Raw genomic sequence first — 17,502 nt, forward strand, 5'->3', positions numbered from 1 at the left:
GTTCGCTCCTGACGTGGTTGGTCGGTGGGCGCACCGTAGGCGCGACCCGCCGCGGTGATCAAGTGCGATACGGGCGCCGCGACCCCCGGTGAAGCCTCTGTCGGGCTCCCTCCGGCCCGCCCGCCCCTTTGGGTAACAGTCCTTACTAGAATTCATGGCATGGTCCCCCCGAAGCCCACCCTGGAGATGCTGCGCGCGCTCACCGACGAGAACGTGCTGCGCGCCCTCATGGCCGAGGCCCGGCTGACCCGCGCGGAGATCGCCGCACGCACCGGCATCTCCAAGCCCACGATCTCCGACAGCGTGCGGCGCCTGAGCGCCGCGGGGCTGCTCGTCGACACGGGGGAGCGCACCACGGGGCGCGGCCGCGTCGGCTCGTACTACGCGCTGGCACCGGACCTCGGCGCCGCGCTCGTCGTCGCCCTCACCCAGCACCGGGTGACGGCCGAGACGGTCGACGCGCTCGGCCGCGTACGGGACCGCGAGGAGCTCGAACTCGGTCCCGGCGCGGGGGCCGAGGCCGCCGCCGACGCGCTCACCGGCGTCGCGGACCGCCTCGCCGCGCGGACGCCGGGCGGTCTGCGCCTCGCCGTGGTCAGCGCCGCCGACCCGGTCGCGCGCACCACGGGCCGGCTCGTGCGGCTGCCCGACGCACCGTTCCTGATCGGCGACCTGGACCCGCGCGCCGCCCTCGGTGCGCACGTGAGCGGACCCGTCCAGGTGGACAACGACGTGAACTGGGCGGCCCGCGCCGAGCACGCCGACGGCCGCGCCCACGGCACCGACGACTTCGTCTACGTGCACCTCGGCGAAGGGCTGGGCGGCGCGGTGGTCTGCGACGGGGAGGTGCGCCGCGGTCACCACGGTTTCACCGGCGAGATCGCCCACGTATGGACCGTCGGCCCGGACGACACGGCGATGCCGCTGACGGAGGTCTTCGCCGTGCTCGGCCTGCGCGAGCCGGGCTCCACGGCCGTCGACGTCGGCGCGCTGCGGGCTCGCCTGGAGCCGGGTGACGGGGACGTCGTCCGCGAAGGCGGAGGGAAAGGCGGAAGTGACGGGGGCTGTCAGCGACGCGGTGACGGTCGCGGCCGCGCCCGCGCCGACGAGACGCGCACCGCACTGGCCCGAGCCATCGGCCCTGTCCTGGAGGCGGCCGTCGCCTTCGCCGATCCTCGCCTGATCGTCCTCGGCGGAACGTGGGGCCCCGCCCTGGCGGAGACCGTCGCCCGGCGGCTCGCCCAGAGCCCGCGTCCGGTCCCGGTGATCGCCGCAAGCGTCGCCGACCCCGAACTGACCGGAGCGCGCACTCAGGCGATCGAGGAACTCCGCCGCCTCCTGGTCGACTCGACGCACCCGACGGACCGCACCGGCCACCCACCCGCGGACCCCCCTCACGCTCGCCCGCGTCCCTCCAGCCACGCGCCCGCGGGCGCTGACCCTCGCCCGAACACCCACGCGCCAGTAGGCGCCGACCTCACTCCGGCCACCCACCACCGCACTCAGGACATACCGTGACCACGCACGACCACCAGCCCACCCCGACCGACACGGCCGCCACCACCGGCACAGCCGCCGCGACCGGAACGACCGGCACCCCCGACATCCGTCTCGTCGTCACCGACATGGACGGCACGCTCCTCGACGCCGACGGGCGCATCCCCGATTCGCTGTGGCCGCTGCTCGCCGAACTGAACCGGCGCGGCATCGTCTTCTGCCCCGCCAGCGGACGCCAGTACGCCACGCTCGCCGACCAGTTCAGCGCCGTGGACGACGGTGGCATGGTCTACATCGCGGAGAACGGGACGTACGTCGTCCGCGGCGGTACGGAGATCAGCTCCGACCCGCTCGACCCCGCCGTCGCCGCGTGGATCGTCAAGGCCGTGCGCCAGCTGGGAGAGGAGGGCGTCGACGTGGGCGCGGTCGTCTGCGGCAAGAAGTCCGCGTACGTGGAACGCTCCGACGAGGCGTTCATGACCGAGGTGCGCAAGTACTACCACCTGCACCGGATCGTCGACGACGCCACCGCCGTGGACGACGACATCGTCAAGGTCGCCCTCTTCGACTTCGGCAACGCGGAGCGCACCACCGCCCCCGCGCTCGCCCCGCTCAGGGACACGCAGCAGGTGGTCGTCTCCAGTGAGCACTGGATCGACATCATGAGCCCCACCGCGAACAAGGGCGTCGCCGTGCGCGGCCTCCAGCGGGCGCTCGGGGTCACCGCCGCCCAGACGATGGTCTTCGGCGACTACCTCAACGACCTCCAGATGCTGGACGAGGCCGAGTGGTCGTACGCGATGGCGGGGGCCCACCCGGACGTCCTGCGGCGCGCCCGTCACACCGCGCCGGCGCACACCGAGGACGGGGTCGTGCGCACGATCCGGCAGGTCCTGGGGCTGCCGCCCGTGGAGTGATCACCGTCTGTCGGCGCGTCACGTGACCATCTGCCGACCATCTGCGCATCACGTGACCGTCAGCGCCCTCAGTGGCCGGCGACGAGCTTCACGGCGACGACACCCGCTCCGATCACGGCGTTGAGCGCGGCGGCGACCAGGCAGCCGAACAGGCCCGCGCCGACGCGCCGCCCGCCCATGAAGCCCCAGCCCGCGAGCGCCGCGACCTCGCTGGCCACCGAGATCCACAGCGCCGTGGTGAGGTGCAGCGCCCCGAGCGCCGACACACCGGTCAGCAGCAACGGGCCGACCGCCGAGGTCAGCAGCGGGCTGCTGACGAACAGCGTGTGCCGGATCTCCGGCAGCCGCGGCAGCCGCCCGTGGGCCACCGGGTGGGCCTGGAGGTCGGCGACCAGCGTGGCCAGCCACAGGCCCAGCGCGGTCACGGCGACCGACAGCGCGGCGACCAGGTGCGTGGGGTGCCCGCTCTGCGCGAGGCCCACCAGGACCGCGAGCAGGGTGATCGAGGCGTAGATGCGTTCCTTGAGCCGCTCGCGCAACAGGTCGGCGTGTTCCTGGACCACGGCCTGCGGTGACATGCCCTCCGTCATGGCCGCACAGTAGAGCGGACCGGCCGCTCGGGGCGACAGGCACTCTGGGCCGTTCGGCCGTCGCACCGCATCGTGGACCCATGACGCCTCCCGACCGCACGGACGAGTTCTGCCGCACCTGCGCCGCCGAGTCCCGCTTCGCCGACCTGCCGCCCCGCGAGCGCATCGTCCATGACGCCGACTGGCGCGTCGCGCACGCCTACGGCACCGCGCTGCCCGGCTGGCTGGTGCTGGTGCCGCGCCGTCATGTCACCGCCGTGCACGATCTCACCGATGCCGAGGCGGCCGCGCTCGGCATCTGGCAGGTCGCGCTCTCCCGTGCCCTGCGCGAGGTGACCGGCTGCGCCAAGACGTACGTCGTGCAGTTCGCGGAGGCCGACGGGTTCCGGCACGTCCACTTCCACATCGTGCCGCGCGCCGCCGACCTGCCCGAGGCCCGACGGGGCGTGGGCGTCTTCGCGTTTCTGCGCCGCCCCGAGACGGAGCAGGTGAGCGCCGAGCACGCGGACCTCCTCGCCCACGCCCTGCGCGCCCGACTCTGAACCACCGCTCGCTGCGCGGTGCGCGCGACACCGTACGAGCATGTCCGGAACACGACGCTCCATTGGCATGGACCTGTCCATGATCCCTCGCTAGGCTCCCGATCGGCAGCTGCCGGGAGCGCTCCCAACGTCCTGTTCCACCCCCACGCACGGGAACAACGAAGGGCCGACCATGAGACGTACGAGAACCATGTCGCGCGCCACCACGCTGCGCGCCACGCTGACCGCCCTGGTGCTCGGCGCGGCCTGCGCCACAGCCGGGCCGTCGCCCACCGCCGCGGCCGACACCGCCGCCGAGGCCCCCGCCTCCGAGGGCGTACTCGCCGCGATGCAGCGGGACTTCGGACTCACCCGAGGGCAGGCGGAGGCCCGGCTCGCCGCCGAGGAGAAGGCCACCGTCACGGAGAAGAAGGCGCGCGCCGCCGCCGGGACCGCCTACGCCGGCTCCTGGTACACCCCGAGCCGCGACCGGCTGACGGTCGCCGTGGCCGACCCCGGCAAGGCCGACGCCGTCCGGGTCACCGGCGCGCGGGTCGAGGTGGTCGCCCGCAGCGCGAAGAGCCTCGACGCCGCGAAGCGACGGGTCGACGCCCTCAAGGCACCCCAGGGCGTGACCAGTTGGCGCGTCGACTGGAAGAGCAACCGGGTCGTCGTCGAGGTCCTCGCCGACGAGCTCCGCGACAACGATGTCAAGACGTTTGTCGCCCAGGCCCGCGAGGCCGCCCCGGTCACCGTCGAGACGACGGACCACACACCCGCGACCCGCGCCGCCGGTACGGTCGGCGGCGACCCGTACTACACGGGCAACGTCCGCTGCTCCATAGGCTTCTCGGTCCACGGCGGCTTCGTCACGGCCGGTCACTGCGGCGGCGCGGGTCAGGGCGTCAACGGCTGGGACGGCTCGTACATCGGGAACTTCCAGGGCTCGTCGTTCCCGGACAACGACTACGCGTGGGTCAACGTCGGCAGCGGCTGGTGGACCGTGCCGGTCGTGCTCGGCTGGGGCACCGTCTCGGACCAGCTGGTGCGCGGCTCGGCGGAGGCCCCGGTCGGCGCGTCCATCTGCCGCTCGGGCTCGACCTCGCACTGGCACTGCGGCACCGTCCTCGCCAAGAACGAGACCGTCAACTACAGCCAGGGCGCCGTCCATCAGATGACGAAGACCAGCGTGTGCGCCGAACCGGGCGACTCCGGCGGCTCGTTCATCAGCGGTGACCAGGCCCAGGGCGTCACCTCGGGCGGCTGGGGCAATTGCTCCGGTGGCGGTGAGACCTGGTACCAGCCCATCAACGAGATCCTGAGCCGCTACGGATTGACCCTGCACACCGCCTGACCGGACCGGCCGCCTCGGTGCGGCGCGTCCTGGGCCGGATCCAGCGTGACGACCCGGTCCACGCGCGCCGCGCCACCGACCTGGACGACCGTCCCCGAGGCGGTCGTCCGGGACGCGCCGGTGACGGTCGCGGGCCGCCCGAGGCGGTCACCCATGTCCACGGCGATCCGGGGGACGCCCCGCTCGCCGAGGTGGGCGGCCAGGCAGGCGGTGCTGTTGGCGTTCGCGACGTCCTCCGGGACCCCGATCGACGGAGCGAACATCCGGGCCGCCGCCCGGCCGTCCGAGTCCGGCGGCGTATGGACGTACACGCCCAGGAGGCCGAACCGGTCGCACACCCGGCGGAGACGGTCGAGGTCCGGTTGCAGCGCGGCGAGCGCGGCGCGGCCGGAGACCGGGACGAGCATCCGCTCCCGGCCGAGCGCGGCCACCCGGACCTCCGGAGTCCGCGTGTCCGGCGTGAACCGCAGTGCCTGGTAGGTGAGGTGGCGCTCCGGGTCCGTGGCTTCGCGCAGCCGTACCGGCCCCGTCTCGAAGGTCGCGTCGACCTCGTCGCCGTCCGGCTTCGGGGTCGCCCGCCCGGCGAAGCTCTGGACCGGCGTGCGCAGGGTGAAGGCGCCGCCGCCCGTACGCCGTGTGAGGACCGCCAGAGCGGCGACGGTGCCGTGGCCGCACGCGGGCAGCTCGCCCGTGGCGGTGAAGAAGCGCAGGTCCGCACCGGTTCCGCCCGGTGCGACGCCCAGGAACACCGCGTGCGAGGTGCCGAGGAGTGCGGGGATCCGCTGCCGCTCGGCGTCGCTGAAGCGCGGGTCGTCGTCGAGTACGGCCGTGGGGCTTCCACCGCGTCCGTCCCGCAGGCAGGCGTGGACGACCGAGACCGGATGCGTTCGTTGACGAGTCATCAGTTCCCCTTCCCTTCATGCGCATTGCCCTCGCGCGTCACCCATGAAAGGTGTGGGCATGACAAGAATGTCAGGCCCCCCGCAGTACCCCCCACAGTGACGCAGGAGACCATCGTGACGTCGAGAAGACTCATCCGCAGGGCGACCCTTCCCCTGGGCGGCGCCCTCGCCCTGGTGATCGCGTTCGCGGGCGCCGCCGTCGCGGCCCCGCCGACGGCCCTGCCGGCCGCCGCCGACGCGACGGAGCGGACGTTCCAGCCCGCGTACGACTACGACACCGACGGCTGCTACCCGACCCCGGCCATCGGCCCGGACGGCACGGTCAACGGAGGTCTCGCGCCCAGCGGCGCGCTCAACGGGCAGTGCCGCGACGCCACGGACCTCGCCAACACCAACGGCTACGCGCGCGCCAAGTGCAACAACGGCTGGTGCGGTGTGCTGTACGGCCTCTACTTCGAGAAGGACCAGGCCGTGGCCGGCAGCGGGCTCGGCGGCCACCGCCACGACTGGGAACACGTGGTGGTCTGGGTGAAGGACGGCCAGGCGCGGTACGTCGCCACCTCCGCGCACGGCGCCTTCCATGTCTATCCGCGCGACCAGATCCGCTGGGACGGCACCCACCCCAAGGTCGTCTATCACAAGGACGGCATCAGCACGCACTGCTTCCGCCCCGCGACCTCGGGCGACGAGCCGCCCGAGAACCACCGGGGCACCTGGCAGTTCCCGGCACTCGTCGGATGGGAGGGCTATCCGGCAGGCGTGCGGGACAAGTTGAGCGGCTACGACTTCGGCAGCGCCACCTTCGGACTGAAGGACGCGAGCTTCGCGAGCCATCTCGCCGCGGCGCTGCCCTCCGGCGTCCCGTTCGATCCCCGGGCCTGAGCGCACCCGCCCCTTCCGCATTGTCGTCTCCTTGACGACAATGCGGGCGCGGACTTAGAGTCAGTATGACTTGAAAGCTGAGCCGTGCCTCACGAGGGGAACCGTCATGGCCGACATCATCAGGCGTCTCGGTCTGCGTCACCTGCGCTCCGCGCCGACGTCGCACGTGCGCCACCACCGCTCCGGGCGACTCGCGCACGACGGCGCCGGGGTGAGCTTCTGGTTCCGGCCGCTCGCCGCCGCGATCTCCGAAGTCCCGGTCGACGACCGGGAGTTGGCCATGACGTTCCACGCCCGCACCGCCGACTTCCAGGACGTCGCCGTGCAGGCGACCGTCACGTACCGGATCGGCGACCCGGCGGCCGCCGCCGCGCACCTCGACTTCTCGATCGACCCCGACACCGGAGCGTGGCGCGGCGCGCCGTTGGAGCAACTCGCCTCCCTGCTCACCGAGTCCGCCCAGCAGCACGCCCTCGACGTCCTCGCCCACACCCCGCTGGCGGCGGCGCTGACCGACGGCGTGCCCGCGGTACGGGAACGGATCGCGGCGGGGCTCGGCGAGGACCCCCGGCTGCCCGCCACCGGCCTGGACGTGGTCGCCGTACGGGTCATGGCGCTGCGCCCCGAGCCCGAGGTCGAACGGGCCCTGCGCACCCCGGCGCGCGAGCGCATCCAGCAGGAGGCCGACCGTGCCACGTACGAACGCCGGGCCGTCGCCGTGGAACGCGAGCGCACCATCGCCGAGAACGAACTCGCCAGCCGTATCGAACTCGCCCGCAGGGAGGAGCAGTTGGTCGAGCAGCGCGGCGCCAACGCCCGCCGCGAGGCGGACGAACAGGCCGCCGCCGACGCCATCAGGGCCCGCGCCGAGGCCGAGCGCACCGTTCGCATCGCGCGGGCCGAGGCGGAGGCCGCGCGCGAGGTCGGCGAGGCGCGCGCCCAGGCGCAGGCGGCCTGGCTGCGCGTCCACGGCGACACCGACACGGCGACGCTGCACGCGCTGACCGGCTCCCGGCTCGCCGAGAACCTGCCGCGCATCGAGAGCGTGACCGTCTCCCCGGACGTGCTGACCGGGCTGCTCGCACGGCTCGGCGCCGACCGGGGCGGTGCGGAATGAGCCTCGCGCCGCGCGCGGTCCTCGTCCACCGCACCACGGAGTACGAGGAGTTGCTGGCCCGGCACGGCACCCACGGTCAGGCCGCCTTCTTCCTCGCCGAGCGGGGCCGCTCCGTCGACGAGGTCGCCGAACGCCACCACCGCACCCGCAGGGCGCTCGCCGCGGCGGCCGCCGCGATCCCGCTGAACTGGCGGCAGGCGCACGTGGAACGCGCGGATCTGGACCGCTTCCTCTTCGCCGCGCAGGACGTCGTCGTCGTGGTCGGGCAGGACGGACTCGTGGCCAACGCCGCGAAGTACGTCGGCGACCAGCCGGTCGTGGGCGTCGACGCGGACCCCGGCCGCAACCCGGGCGTCCTGGTCCGGCATCGCACCGGTGATCTGCCCCGACTGCTGCCCGCCGCGCTCGCGCCGGGCACCGCCGTCGACGAACTGACCATGGTCGAGGCGGTCACGGACGACGCCCAGCGACTCGTCGCCCTCAACGAGATCTACGTCGGCGCCGCAGGCCACCAGACCGCCCGCTACCGCCTGGGCCTCGACGACGACGGGGGTGTCGTCGAGGCCCAGGCCTCCTCCGGGGTCCTGGTCGGCACCGGCACCGGCGCCTCGGGCTGGATCCGCTCGGTGTGGCAGGAACGCGGCGCGGCCGGCCGGCTCCCCGGGCCCACGGACCCGCGCCTGGTCTGGTTCGTCCGGGAGCCCTGGCCGTCACCGGTCACCGGCACGCGGCTGAGCGCCGGCGACCTGGGTGCCGGGACCCGGCTGACGCTCACCGCCGAGTCCGAGCGACTGGTCGCGTTCGGCGACGGCATGGAGGCGGACGCCCTCGAACTGACCTGGGGGCAGACCGTGCGCGTGGGGGCCTGCGGACAGCGGCTGCGCCTGGTGTCCTGAGCGGCGTCCCGGCGGGGGCGGAGGGCGCGCCGGGACAGGGCCTGGAAGAATATTCGGCGGGCCGCCCACCAGCTGAAATGTTCCGCCCCCGGCGAGTGTTGTGGGTGGTGGCGAGTACTCGTCGTTACATCGGTGCGCAGGGAGCGTCGTATGACACAGACAACCGAGAAGGCCGTCCTGGCAGGAGGCTGCTTCTGGGGGATGCAGGACCTGATCCGCAAGCAGCCCGGCGTGCTGTCCACGCGCGTGGGCTACTCGGGCGGTGACACCCCGAACGCGACCTATCGCGACCACGGGGACCACGCCGAGGCGATCGAGATCGTGTTCGACCCGTCGGTGACCAGCTACCGGGACCTGCTGGAGTTCTTCTTCCAGATCCACGACCCGAGCACCCGGGACCGCCAGGGCAACGACATCGGGCGCAGCTACCGCTCCGCGATCTACTACGCCGACGAGGCGCAGCACACGATCGCCCTCGACACGATCGCGGACGTCGACGCGAGCGGCCTGTGGCCCGGCAAGGCGGTCACCGAGGTGGAGCCGCTCGGCGACTTCTGGGAGGCCGAGCCGGAGCACCAGGACTACCTGGAGCGCTACCCGGCGGGCTACACCTGCCACTTCCCGCGCCCGGGCTGGAAGCTGCCCAAGCGCGCGGCCCAGGCGGGCTGAGCACTGCTGTCCCGGGGCCGTCGACCGGCCCCGGGCGGCCGGGGGTAGGTTCGAGCGGGGCGCGCGACCGGGTGCGCGGGAGGGAGTCGGCGCATGGTGGAGTGGCGAGCGATGGGGCGGGGCATACGGCCCGTCCCGCGACCGTGGGCCACGCCGCTCGTCTGGGCCGCCGCCTACGGCGGCGCGTTCGTTCTCGTGGGGGCCTTCGACGCGCTGGGCGTCCTCGACCGCACGGGCCTCGCCCTGCTGGTCCTCTCCCTCCTCGCCGCACTGCTCGGCCTGCGCGGCCGGCTGGTCGCGGCTCCGGGCACGGCATTCCTGTGCTGGACGTGCCTGAACGTCCTGGGCACCGAACCGACCGGGGAGATCTCCTGGGCGGGACACCGCGATCCGGGCTGGATGGCGTGCCTGCTCGCGGCCGCCGTCCTCGGCACGGTCGCGGGACGTCTGCTGCACGCCCGCGCGGCGTACCGCCGCGTCACGCCCGGCTGACGTCCCTCGTCCCAGAGCGCGGAAGGGCCCGAGCCGTGCGGCTCGGGCCCCTCTTTTGAGCTGTGGATCAGGCGGCCTGAGCTGCGCCCACGGTGCCGTGCAGGCGCGCGACGACCTCGGTCAGCTGCGCGGCGATCTCGGCGTCGTCGACCGGGTGGGTCTCGGCGAAGCGGGTCAGGGAGCCAGGGATGGACAGCTTGACGTCCTCCAGGACCTGGCCACCGGCGATGCCCACGGACTTGCGGGTCTCGTCCTGCGCCCACACGCCGCCGAACTGGCCGAACGCGGTGCCGACCACGGCGACCGGCTTGCCGCCGAAGGCGCCGGCGCCGTACGGGCGCGACAGCCAGTCGATGGCGTTCTTCAGGACGGCCGGGATCGTGCCGTTGTACTCGGGCGAGAAGAACAGGAACGCGTCCGAGTCCTGCGCGGCGGCACGCAGGCGAGCGGCCGCGGCCGGGACGCTGCCCTCGACGTCGATGTCCTCGTTGTAGAAGGGGATGTCGGCGAGCCCCTCGAACAGCTCGACCTCGGCACCTTCCGGGGCGAGCTTCACGGCCGCCTCGGCGAGCTGGCGGTTGTGCGAACCGGCACGGAGGCTGCCGACGAGCGCGAGGATACGGACAGACATGGGAACTCCAAGGGCTGAGACGCGGGGGTCATCACACGTGAGAACGCGAATGCATCGATCCGGACCGGGGTCCGTTTAAAGTCCTATCACTCTAACCGGACCACGGTCCAGTTGTTCCCGTGATGCTTTACGCTGTGTTCATGTCCCGCGCCCTGCCGCCCTTCCCGGCTCCGCAAGAGCCCGCAGAACAGCCCCAGTTGCTCGACGTCGGCACCGGCGCGGACGACGAGCGGGGCCTGCGCGCCGACGCCGCGCGCAATCGCGCGCGGCTGCTGGAAGCCGCGGCCCGGCTGATCGCCGAGCACGGTGCGGCCGGAGTCACCATGGAGGCCGTGGCCGCGGCGGCCTCGGTGGGCAAGGGCACGGTCTTCCGCCGCTTCGGCGACCGTAACGGCCTGCTCATGGCGCTCCTCGACCACTCCGTGAAGCAGTTGCAGGCGGACTTCCTCGGCGGTCCGGCGCCGATCGGGCCGGGGGCCCCGCCCATCGACCGGTTGCACGCGTTCGGCGCGGCGCTGCTGCGCCGGTCCGCGGAGCAGCTCGACCTCTTCCTCGCCGCTCAGCCCGACCCGACGCGCCGCTTCGCCCACCCCACGCACCGGCTGTATGTCACGCACGTCACGTACCTGCTGCGCCAGATCGTGCCGGACGCCGACTGCGAACTGCACGCCCAGGCGCTGATGGGATACCTCGACCCCGCCCTGCTCCACCACCTGACACAGCAGCGCGGGATGCCGCTGGAGCGGCTGGAGGCGGGCTGGACCGACCTGGTCGCCCGCGTCACGGGAACCACCGGCCGAGATCGGTGACGTCGGCGCGTCACGCCCGCCGGTAGAAGTAGCCGCTCCCGTGGGCCGCGCCCACGTTGTGCCGGATGCCGCTCCCGTCGCGGGTGAAGTACGACGCGTCGAGCGTCGCGTTGCAGTAACCGGGATTCGGCCCCACGAGCTTCGCGGCACCGACGTCGACGCGGCTGCCGCCGTTCGACGCGGAGGTGACCTGGGCCTCGTACGAGCAGGAGAGGGTGGGTAAGTCGGAGAGGCGCACCGTGCCCGACGACGAGATGCCGAGGGCGCCCGGCTGCCCCGTGTTGTACGACTCGCCGTACGTCCAGCTCCCCACGAACGACGACGGAACCGTGGCGTCGCCGCCCGCCGCACCGCCGCCGGCGCTCCCGCCGTCCGACGACCTGGAGCCGCCCGACGCGGTACCGCCGTCCGAGGTCGAACCGCCGCCCCCGGAGGTCGTGCCGCCCCCGCCCGTCGTGACGGCCGCTCCCTGCTCGGCGTCTTCGCCGTCGCGGCCGTCGTGGCCGTCAGCGCCGCCGGTGGCGTTCTGGCCCGCGTCACCCTTCTCGCTCGCGTGGGAGGACGCCCGAGGGCTCCTGCCGCCCCTGGTGGGGGAGTGGCCGGGTGACGAACTCGCCTCCGGGGTGGTCGATTTGGTGGCCACGGAGGACGGTGGAGCGGCGTGGGCGCCGCCGTCGTCGCCGAACGGTTGCAGCAGCGCGACCGTCCCGCCGCCCACCGCCAGCACCAGGACCACGGGGACGGACAGGGCCACGACTCGCCGCCGCCCCCGCCGTTCACCCTGGGCCGCGGGTGCCGCGGCCTGCGGCTGGAGGTCGATCGTGCCCCGGTCGCCGCTCTCCTCCCGGGCCGGCGCCGCCTCCGCGTCCAGGATGCGCGCCGACTGCCGGGCGAGCCGGCCCATCACCTCCGCCGGCAGCCACGCTCCACCGGCCGGCACGTCGGACATGCTGTCGAGATCGGCCAACAGGTCGGCCACGGAAGGCCGTTCGTCCGGTGACTTGACCAGGCAGCGGCCGATCAGCGCCCGCAAGGACGCGTCCCCGACGGCGTCCAGCCGCGGCTCCGCCTCCACGATCCGGTACATCACCGCGTGCTGATTGCTCACCCCCTGACCGAACGGCAGCGTCCCCGTCGCCGCGTACGTCAGCACGCAGCCCAGCGTGAACACATCGCTCGCCGGGCCCGCGCTCCGCCCGCGGATCTGCTCCGGGGCCATGAAGCCCGGTGAACCGATCACCATGCCCGTACGCGTCAGCAGCGACTCGACGGACGTCCCGATCGCGCGGGCGATGCCGAAATCGATGACCTTGGGCCCGTCGGCCGTGAGCATCACGTTCGACGGCTTGAGATCGCGGTGCACGATGCCCGCGCCGTGGATGTCCTCCAGCGCGTGCAGCAGCCCCCGCGCCAGCACCAGGACGGACACGGCGGGCAGCGCGCCATGGCCCCGAACGACCTGCTCCAGGGAGAGCCCGGGTACGTACCCCGTCGCCACCCACGGGAACTCGCCGTCGGGGGCCGCGTCGAGGACCGGTGCCGTGAAGCGCTCGCCGACCCGCCGCGCCGCGGCGACCTCGCGCCGGAAGCGCGCCCTGAACTGCGGCTCCGTGACGTGCTCTTCGTGCACCACCTTGACCGCGACCGTGCGCCCCGCCTCGGAACGGGCCAGATAGACGCGGCCCATGCCGCCCGCACCGAGCCGGCCGAGCAGCAGGTACGGGCCGATACGGGTGGGATCCGTCGCGGTCAGCGGCTTGATGCCACCCTCGGGATCCGCCCCGGCGTCGTGCGCGCTGGTCATGGTCGTCGTCCCCCACAGTGATCGTCAGCACCCGCAGTCTGCGGTACGACCCCCGCCGAACGGATCAGAATTCGAAAATCTTTCTAGAATCTTCTTCTACCCCGGTGTGGGGCGGCGGAGGAGCCCGTGGACGAGGGCGCGACGGCTGTTAGGGTGGAAAGGACGTTGATCGTGCAGCGAGGAGTGACAGACATGGTGGGTGACGACGACATCAGCGGGTGATACCCGCTTCGGTCGGCCACCGGCAGGCGCACAGGAGCGCCGCCGAGGTGGCCCCGTCGTCGACCCCTTTTCCCTGTCTCCCGGGCAGAGGTCTCTTCCCTGCCCCTTCCTCTCGCGAGGTCATCTCCATGTCCGACGCCGCCGTCGTCTGCTCGAACCTGTCCTTCTCCTGGCCTGACGACACCCCCGTCTTCGACGACCTGTCGTTCACCGTCGGCACGGGCCGTACCGGCCTGGTCGCCCCGAACGGCTCCGGCAAGAGCACCCTGCTCAAGCTGATCGCCGGTGAACTCACGCCGCGCAGCGGTTCGTTGACCGTCACCGGCACCCTCGGCCACCTGCCGCAGGCCCTGCCTCTGACCGGGAACCTCACCGTGGCGCAGGTGCTCGGAGTCGCCGAGATCGTCCGGGCCATCGACGCCGTCGAGTCCGGCGACGTCGACGAACGCCACTTCACGACCATCGGCGACGACTGGGACATCGAGGAGCGCACCCGCGCCCAGCTCGACCGCCTCGGCCTCGGCTCCGTCACCCTGGACCGCACCCTGAGCACCCTCAGCGGTGGCCAGATCGTCTCGCTCGGCCTCGCCGCGCAGCTGATGAAGCGCCCCGACGTGCTGCTCCTCGACGAGCCCACCAACAATCTCGACCTGGACGCACGCCACAAGCTCTACGACGTGCTCGACGCCTTCCACGGCTCCCTCCTGCTCGTCAGCCACGACCGCGCGCTGCTCGACCGCATGGACCGCATCGCCGAACTCGACCGCGGTGAACTGCGCCTGTACGGCGGCAACTTCACCGCCTACGAGGAAGCCGTACGCGCCGAACAGGAAGTCGCCGAGAAGAACATCCGCAGCGCCGAGCAGGAGCTGAAGCGGGAGAAGCGCGAGATGCAGCAGGCCCGCGAACGCGCCGAGCGCCGCCAGAGCAACGCCGCCCGCAACCTCAAGAGCGCGGGGCTGCCCAAGATCTTCGCCGGCACCATGAAGCGCGGCGCCCAGGAATCCGCGGGCCGCTCCGGCCAGGTGCACGCCACCCGCGTAGGCGAGGCCAAGGCCCGCCTCGACGAGGCCGGACGGGCGCTGCGCGACGAGCAGCGTCTGACCCTCGACCTGCCCGAGACGAAGGTCCCCGCCGGCCGCACGCTCTTCCTCGGCGAAGGGATGCGGGTCCGGCTCGGCGACCGGGACGTCTTCGCCGGGGACGGTGCCGGCCTGACGATCCGCGGACCCGAGCGCATCGCGCTGACCGGCCCCAACGGAGCGGGAAAGAGCACCCTGTTGCGGCTGGTCAACGGCGACCTCGCCGCGGACAGCGGAGTGATCAGGCGAGGCGAGGGGCGGATCGCGTACCTCTCGCAGCGCCTCGACATCCTGGACGTCGACCGGACCGTGGCCGAGAACTTCGCCGCCTTCGCACCGCACCGCACCGAGCCCGAGCGGATGAACCTGCTCGCCCGGTTCCTCTTCCGCGGCGACCGCGCCCACCTGCCCGTCCACGTCCTGTCCGGCGGCGAGCGGCTGCGCGCCACCCTCGCCTGCATCCTGTGCGCCGAACCGGCCCCGCACCTGCTGCTCCTCGACGAGCCGACGAACAACCTGGACCTGGTCAGCGCCGGCCAGCTGGAGAGCGCCCTGGACTCCTACCAGGGAGCGTTCGTCGTCGTCAGCCACGACGAGCGGTTCCTGCGCGAGATCGGCGTGAACCGCTGGCTGCGGCTGGTCGACGGCGACCTCAAGGAGACCGGAGCACCCGAGGTGTGAACCGCTGACGTGCCGTAGGCCCGCTACCGAGGCACAGCGCCCGGCGGGCCGCCCACCGATCACGTCAGGCGGAACCACCATGTCCTCTTCCCCTGCCCCTTCGCCTTCTTCGGGGCCCCTCATCGCCCACGACCTCGTGCGCACCCTCGGCGACCGGAGGGTCGTCGACGGCGTCAGCCTCACCGCGCCCCCGGGCCGGCGCATCGGGCTGATCGGCGAGAACGGCGTCGGCAAGTCGACCCTGCTGCGCCTGCTCGCCGGGACGGACCAGCCCGACAGCGGCCACGTCACCCGCCCCGCCGACCTCGGCCTCCTGCACCAGGAGATGCCGTTCGACGCGACGGCCACCCTCGCCGACGTCCTCGACGACGCCCTGCGCGAAACCCGCCAGGACCTCGCCGAGCTGGAGCGCCTCGGCGCTCGACTGGCCGACGAGACACAGGAGCCGGCCGACCACACCGCCCTGCTCGACGCCTACGCCGAGCGGCTGCAGCGGGCCGAGGAGCGGGACGCGTGGGACGCCGACCGGCGGGCCGCCCTCGTCCTCGACGGGCTCGGCCTCGCCGCCCTCAACCACGAGCGCAGCCTCGGCTCGCTCTCCGGCGGCCAACGCGGCCGCCTCGCCCTGGCCGCGCTGCTCATCCGGCGCCCCTCCGCCCTGCTCCTCGACGAGCCCACGAACCACCTCGACGACGAGGCCGCCGCCTTCCTGGAGGCACAGCTGCGCGCGCTGCCCGGAGTCGTCGTGCTCGCCAGCCACGACCGGGCCTTCCTCGACGCCGTCTGCACCGACCTCGTCGACCTCGACCCGGCGGTGGACGGACCGGTGCGCCACGGCGGCAACTACACCGCCTACCTCGCCGACCGGCGCGCCGAACGCGAACGCTGGGAGCGCCGCTACGCACAGGAACAGGAGGAACTGGAGGCGCTGCGGTACGCGGTCGGCACCACCGCCCACACCGTCGCCCCGAACCGCGAACGACGCGACAACGAGAAGATGGGCTACGGCCACCGCGGCGGCCGCGTCCAGCAGCAGATCTCCCGCCGGGTCCGCAACGCCACCCGCAGGCTGGACGACCTGGAGCGCACCCAGGTCGGCAGGCCCCCGAGCCCGCTGCGCTTCCGGGCCGCCGCGCTCGCCCACGACGACCCGGCGGCGGACGGCCCGCTGGTCGCGCTGCGCGACGTCCACGTCCCCGGCCGCCTCGCCGTGGACCGCCTCGACGTGGACCCGACGGAACGCCTCCTGGTCACCGGCGGCAACGGCGCGGGCAAGTCCACCCTCCTGTCCGTGCTCGCCGGACGGCTCGACGCCCGGGGCGCGGTGCGCCGCCGGACCGGCCTCACGGTGGCGCTCCTCGACCAGGACACCGCGTTCGACCGGCCCGACCGCACCGTCCGCGACCTCTACGTACGACAGCTGGGAGCCGAACGCGCGGAGGCGGTGCCGCTGGCGTCCCTCGGCCTGATGCACGACGCCGACCTGGACAAAGAGGTCGGGCGGCTCTCCGTCGGGCAGCGGCGCAGGCTCGCTCTCGCGCTCCTCGTCGCCCGCCCGCCGCAGCTCCTGCTCCTCGACGAACCCACGAACCACCTGTCCCCGCGGCTGTGCGACGAGCTGGAGGAGGCGCTCGGCCCCGGGCCGGGCGCCATCGTCCTGGCCAGCCACGACCGTTGGCTCAGAAGGCGCTGGCAGGGGCGGGAGCTCGCTGTGACGAAGGACCGTACGGGAGCGCTCCCGCGCTGAGATCGTGTGCGGCATGGAGACAGCACCCTTCATCCGCCCCTACCGGGACTCCGACCGTGCCGCGCTCGCCGACATCTGCGTCAGGACCGCCCTCGACGGCCAGGACTCGTCCGCCGTGCACCCCGATCCGGAGCTGATGCCGTCGATCTTCGCCTACCCCTACGTGGAGCTGGAGCCGGACTTCGCGTTCGTCCTCGACGACGGCCGCGGCACCGCCGTCGGGTACGTCCTCGGCGCCGCGGACACCCGGGACTTCGCCGCGCGCTTCCGCGCCGAGTGGATCCCCCGGGTGTCCGCGCGCTACCCCGCCCCGACCCGCGAGGCCCGCACGCCCAGCGAGGAGATGATCGGGCTCCTGCACACGCCGGAACGCATGGTGTGGGACGAACTGGCCGCGTTCCCCGCCCACTTGCACATCGATCTGCTGCCGGCGTGGCAGGGCCGGGGCTTCGGCCGCGCCCTGATGAACACCCTCCTGGACGCCCTGCACCAGAAGGGCGTACCCGCCGTCCACCTGTGCATGGTGCGGGCCAACACCCCTGCCCGCGCCTTCTACGACCGTCTGGGCTTCGGCCCGTTGACCGTGCCCGACCCGGGACCCGTGTGGTACCTCGGCCGCCCGACGCATGTCATCATGCAATGACATCACTTGATGACATGCCCTGAGGGCATGGCCGGGAACGAACGGG

General features: G+C 73.1%; 17 protein-coding genes. 13 read left to right on the plus strand and 4 right to left on the minus strand.

From position 1 onward, the window contains the following. The first annotated feature begins 159 nt into the window (after positions 1 to 159). Positions 160 to 1,518 (plus strand): ROK family transcriptional regulator, encoded by a 1,359-nt coding sequence (locus V2W30_RS38205; protein WP_338703184.1) that lies wholly within the window; start codon positions 160 to 162, stop codon positions 1,516 to 1,518. After that, positions 1,515 to 2,414, plus strand: coding sequence for a Cof-type HAD-IIB family hydrolase (locus V2W30_RS38210; protein WP_425244644.1), 900 nt, complete (start codon positions 1,515 to 1,517; stop codon positions 2,412 to 2,414). The genes V2W30_RS38205 and V2W30_RS38210 overlap by 4 nt, the downstream gene beginning before the upstream one ends. A 68-nt stretch (positions 2,415 to 2,482) precedes the next feature. Here V2W30_RS38210 and V2W30_RS38215 read toward each other — a convergent pair whose 3' ends face one another. Then, complete coding sequence (locus V2W30_RS38215; RefSeq protein WP_338703185.1) at positions 2,483 to 3,004, minus strand: hypothetical protein; 522 nt, start codon at positions 3,002 to 3,004, stop codon at positions 2,483 to 2,485. Positions 3,005 to 3,084: 80 nt separating this feature from the next. Between V2W30_RS38215 and V2W30_RS38220 the strand changes: the two genes are divergently transcribed. Together V2W30_RS38220 and V2W30_RS38225 are read left to right on the plus strand one after the other, a co-directional pair. After that, a complete protein-coding gene (locus tag V2W30_RS38220; protein WP_338703186.1) occupies positions 3,085 to 3,546 on the plus strand; it encodes an HIT family protein in 462 nt (153 codons plus the stop codon). Between the two features lie 190 nt (positions 3,547 to 3,736). Next, positions 3,737 to 4,879, plus strand: a complete 1,143-nt coding sequence (locus V2W30_RS38225; protein WP_338703921.1) for a S1 family peptidase — start codon at positions 3,737 to 3,739, stop codon at positions 4,877 to 4,879. Here the strand turns inward: V2W30_RS38225 and V2W30_RS38230 are convergent. After that, on the minus strand, positions 4,852 to 5,781 hold the full coding sequence (locus tag V2W30_RS38230) for a PhzF family phenazine biosynthesis isomerase (protein ID WP_338703187.1): 930 nt from the start codon (positions 5,779 to 5,781) through the stop codon (positions 4,852 to 4,854). The genes V2W30_RS38225 and V2W30_RS38230 overlap by 28 nt on opposite strands. Before the next feature lie 114 nt (positions 5,782 to 5,895). On the opposite strand from V2W30_RS38230, the gene V2W30_RS38235 reads away from it, so the two are divergent. From V2W30_RS38235 to V2W30_RS38255, 5 genes are all read left to right on the plus strand, one after another. Beyond that, the gene (locus tag V2W30_RS38235) at positions 5,896 to 6,663 is read left to right on the plus strand and encodes an NPP1 family protein (protein WP_338703188.1); all 768 of its coding nucleotides are present in this window, start codon (positions 5,896 to 5,898) and stop codon (positions 6,661 to 6,663) included. A 106-nt stretch (positions 6,664 to 6,769) separates the two neighbouring features. Continuing rightward, positions 6,770 to 7,780 carry an SPFH domain-containing protein gene (locus V2W30_RS38240; protein ID WP_338703189.1) on the plus strand — a complete coding sequence of 337 codons (1,011 nt, stop codon included), beginning with the start codon at positions 6,770 to 6,772 and terminating at the stop codon, positions 7,778 to 7,780. After that, complete coding sequence (locus V2W30_RS38245) at positions 7,777 to 8,676, plus strand: hypothetical protein (RefSeq protein WP_338703190.1); 900 nt, start codon at positions 7,777 to 7,779, stop codon at positions 8,674 to 8,676. Before V2W30_RS38240 ends, V2W30_RS38245 begins: the two co-directional genes overlap by 4 nt. Positions 8,677 to 8,826: 150 nt before the next feature. Further along, the gene (gene msrA / locus V2W30_RS38250) at positions 8,827 to 9,345 is read left to right on the plus strand and encodes a peptide-methionine (S)-S-oxide reductase MsrA (protein WP_338703191.1); all 519 of its coding nucleotides are present in this window, start codon (positions 8,827 to 8,829) and stop codon (positions 9,343 to 9,345) included. Positions 9,346 to 9,438: 93 nt separating this feature from the next. Continuing rightward, a complete protein-coding gene (locus V2W30_RS38255) occupies positions 9,439 to 9,837 on the plus strand; it encodes a hypothetical protein (protein WP_338703192.1) in 399 nt (132 codons plus the stop codon). Positions 9,838 to 9,904: 67 nt separating this feature from the next. Here the strand turns inward: V2W30_RS38255 and V2W30_RS38260 are convergent, their stop codons facing one another. Then, the gene (locus V2W30_RS38260; RefSeq protein ID WP_338703193.1) at positions 9,905 to 10,468 is read right to left on the minus strand and encodes an NAD(P)H-dependent oxidoreductase; all 564 of its coding nucleotides are present in this window, start codon (positions 10,466 to 10,468) and stop codon (positions 9,905 to 9,907) included. Between the two features lie 122 nt (positions 10,469 to 10,590). Between V2W30_RS38260 and V2W30_RS38265 the strand changes: the two genes are divergently transcribed. Then, positions 10,591 to 11,277 carry a TetR/AcrR family transcriptional regulator gene (locus V2W30_RS38265; protein ID WP_338703922.1) on the plus strand — a complete coding sequence of 229 codons (687 nt, stop codon included), beginning with the start codon at positions 10,591 to 10,593 and terminating at the stop codon, positions 11,275 to 11,277. A gap of 10 nt (positions 11,278 to 11,287) precedes the next feature. Here the strand turns inward: V2W30_RS38265 and V2W30_RS38270 are convergent, their stop codons facing one another. Continuing rightward, positions 11,288 to 13,081 (minus strand): serine/threonine-protein kinase, encoded by a 1,794-nt coding sequence (locus tag V2W30_RS38270; protein WP_338703194.1) that lies wholly within the window; start codon positions 13,079 to 13,081, stop codon positions 11,288 to 11,290. 350 nt (positions 13,082 to 13,431) lie between these two features. Here V2W30_RS38270 and abc-f point away from each other — a divergent pair, with 350 nt between their 5' ends. From abc-f to V2W30_RS38285, 3 genes are all read left to right on the plus strand, one after another. Next, a complete protein-coding gene (gene abc-f / locus V2W30_RS38275; RefSeq protein ID WP_338703195.1) occupies positions 13,432 to 15,066 on the plus strand; it encodes a ribosomal protection-like ABC-F family protein in 1,635 nt (544 codons plus the stop codon). Between the two features lie 79 nt (positions 15,067 to 15,145). Beyond that, entirely contained in the window at positions 15,146 to 16,813 is a 1,668-nt protein-coding gene (locus V2W30_RS38280; RefSeq protein ID WP_338703196.1) for an ABC-F family ATP-binding cassette domain-containing protein, read from the plus strand. A 13-nt stretch (positions 16,814 to 16,826) separates the two neighbouring features. Then, complete coding sequence (locus V2W30_RS38285) at positions 16,827 to 17,456, plus strand: N-acetyltransferase (RefSeq protein ID WP_338703197.1); 630 nt, start codon at positions 16,827 to 16,829, stop codon at positions 17,454 to 17,456. The last annotated feature ends 46 nt before the right edge of the window (positions 17,457 to 17,502 follow it).

Origin of the sequence: Streptomyces sp. Q6 (assembly GCF_036967205.1) — a bacterium.
Classification (GTDB): domain Bacteria; phylum Actinomycetota; class Actinomycetes; order Streptomycetales; family Streptomycetaceae; genus Streptomyces; species Streptomyces citrinus.

What these genes read in the sequence shown, in the direction of transcription:
- V2W30_RS38205 (WP_338703184.1), top strand. Translation starts at nt 160, where the DNA reads ATGGTCCCCCCGAAGCCCACCCTGGAGATGCTGCGCGCGCTCACCGAC.
- V2W30_RS38215 (WP_338703185.1), bottom strand. Translation starts at nt 3,004, where the DNA reads ATGACGGAGGGCATGTCACCGCAGGCCGTGGTCCAGGAACACGCCGAC.
- V2W30_RS38220 (WP_338703186.1), top strand. Translation starts at nt 3,085, where the DNA reads ATGACGCCTCCCGACCGCACGGACGAGTTCTGCCGCACCTGCGCCGCC.
- V2W30_RS38225 (WP_338703921.1), top strand. Translation starts at nt 3,737, where the DNA reads ATGTCGCGCGCCACCACGCTGCGCGCCACGCTGACCGCCCTGGTGCTC.
- V2W30_RS38230 (WP_338703187.1), bottom strand. Translation starts at nt 5,781, where the DNA reads ATGACTCGTCAACGAACGCATCCGGTCTCGGTCGTCCACGCCTGCCTG.
- V2W30_RS38240 (WP_338703189.1), top strand. Translation starts at nt 6,770, where the DNA reads ATGGCCGACATCATCAGGCGTCTCGGTCTGCGTCACCTGCGCTCCGCG.
- V2W30_RS38245 (WP_338703190.1), top strand. Translation starts at nt 7,777, where the DNA reads ATGAGCCTCGCGCCGCGCGCGGTCCTCGTCCACCGCACCACGGAGTAC.
- msrA (WP_338703191.1), top strand. Translation starts at nt 8,827, where the DNA reads ATGACACAGACAACCGAGAAGGCCGTCCTGGCAGGAGGCTGCTTCTGG.
- V2W30_RS38255 (WP_338703192.1), top strand. Translation starts at nt 9,439, where the DNA reads ATGGTGGAGTGGCGAGCGATGGGGCGGGGCATACGGCCCGTCCCGCGA.
- V2W30_RS38260 (WP_338703193.1), bottom strand. Translation starts at nt 10,468, where the DNA reads ATGTCTGTCCGTATCCTCGCGCTCGTCGGCAGCCTCCGTGCCGGTTCG.
- V2W30_RS38265 (WP_338703922.1), top strand. Translation starts at nt 10,591, where the DNA reads ATGCTTTACGCTGTGTTCATGTCCCGCGCCCTGCCGCCCTTCCCGGCT.
- V2W30_RS38270 (WP_338703194.1), bottom strand. Translation starts at nt 13,081, where the DNA reads ATGACCAGCGCGCACGACGCCGGGGCGGATCCCGAGGGTGGCATCAAG.
- abc-f (WP_338703195.1), top strand. Translation starts at nt 13,432, where the DNA reads ATGTCCGACGCCGCCGTCGTCTGCTCGAACCTGTCCTTCTCCTGGCCT.
- V2W30_RS38280 (WP_338703196.1), top strand. Translation starts at nt 15,146, where the DNA reads ATGTCCTCTTCCCCTGCCCCTTCGCCTTCTTCGGGGCCCCTCATCGCC.
- V2W30_RS38285 (WP_338703197.1), top strand. Translation starts at nt 16,827, where the DNA reads ATGGAGACAGCACCCTTCATCCGCCCCTACCGGGACTCCGACCGTGCC.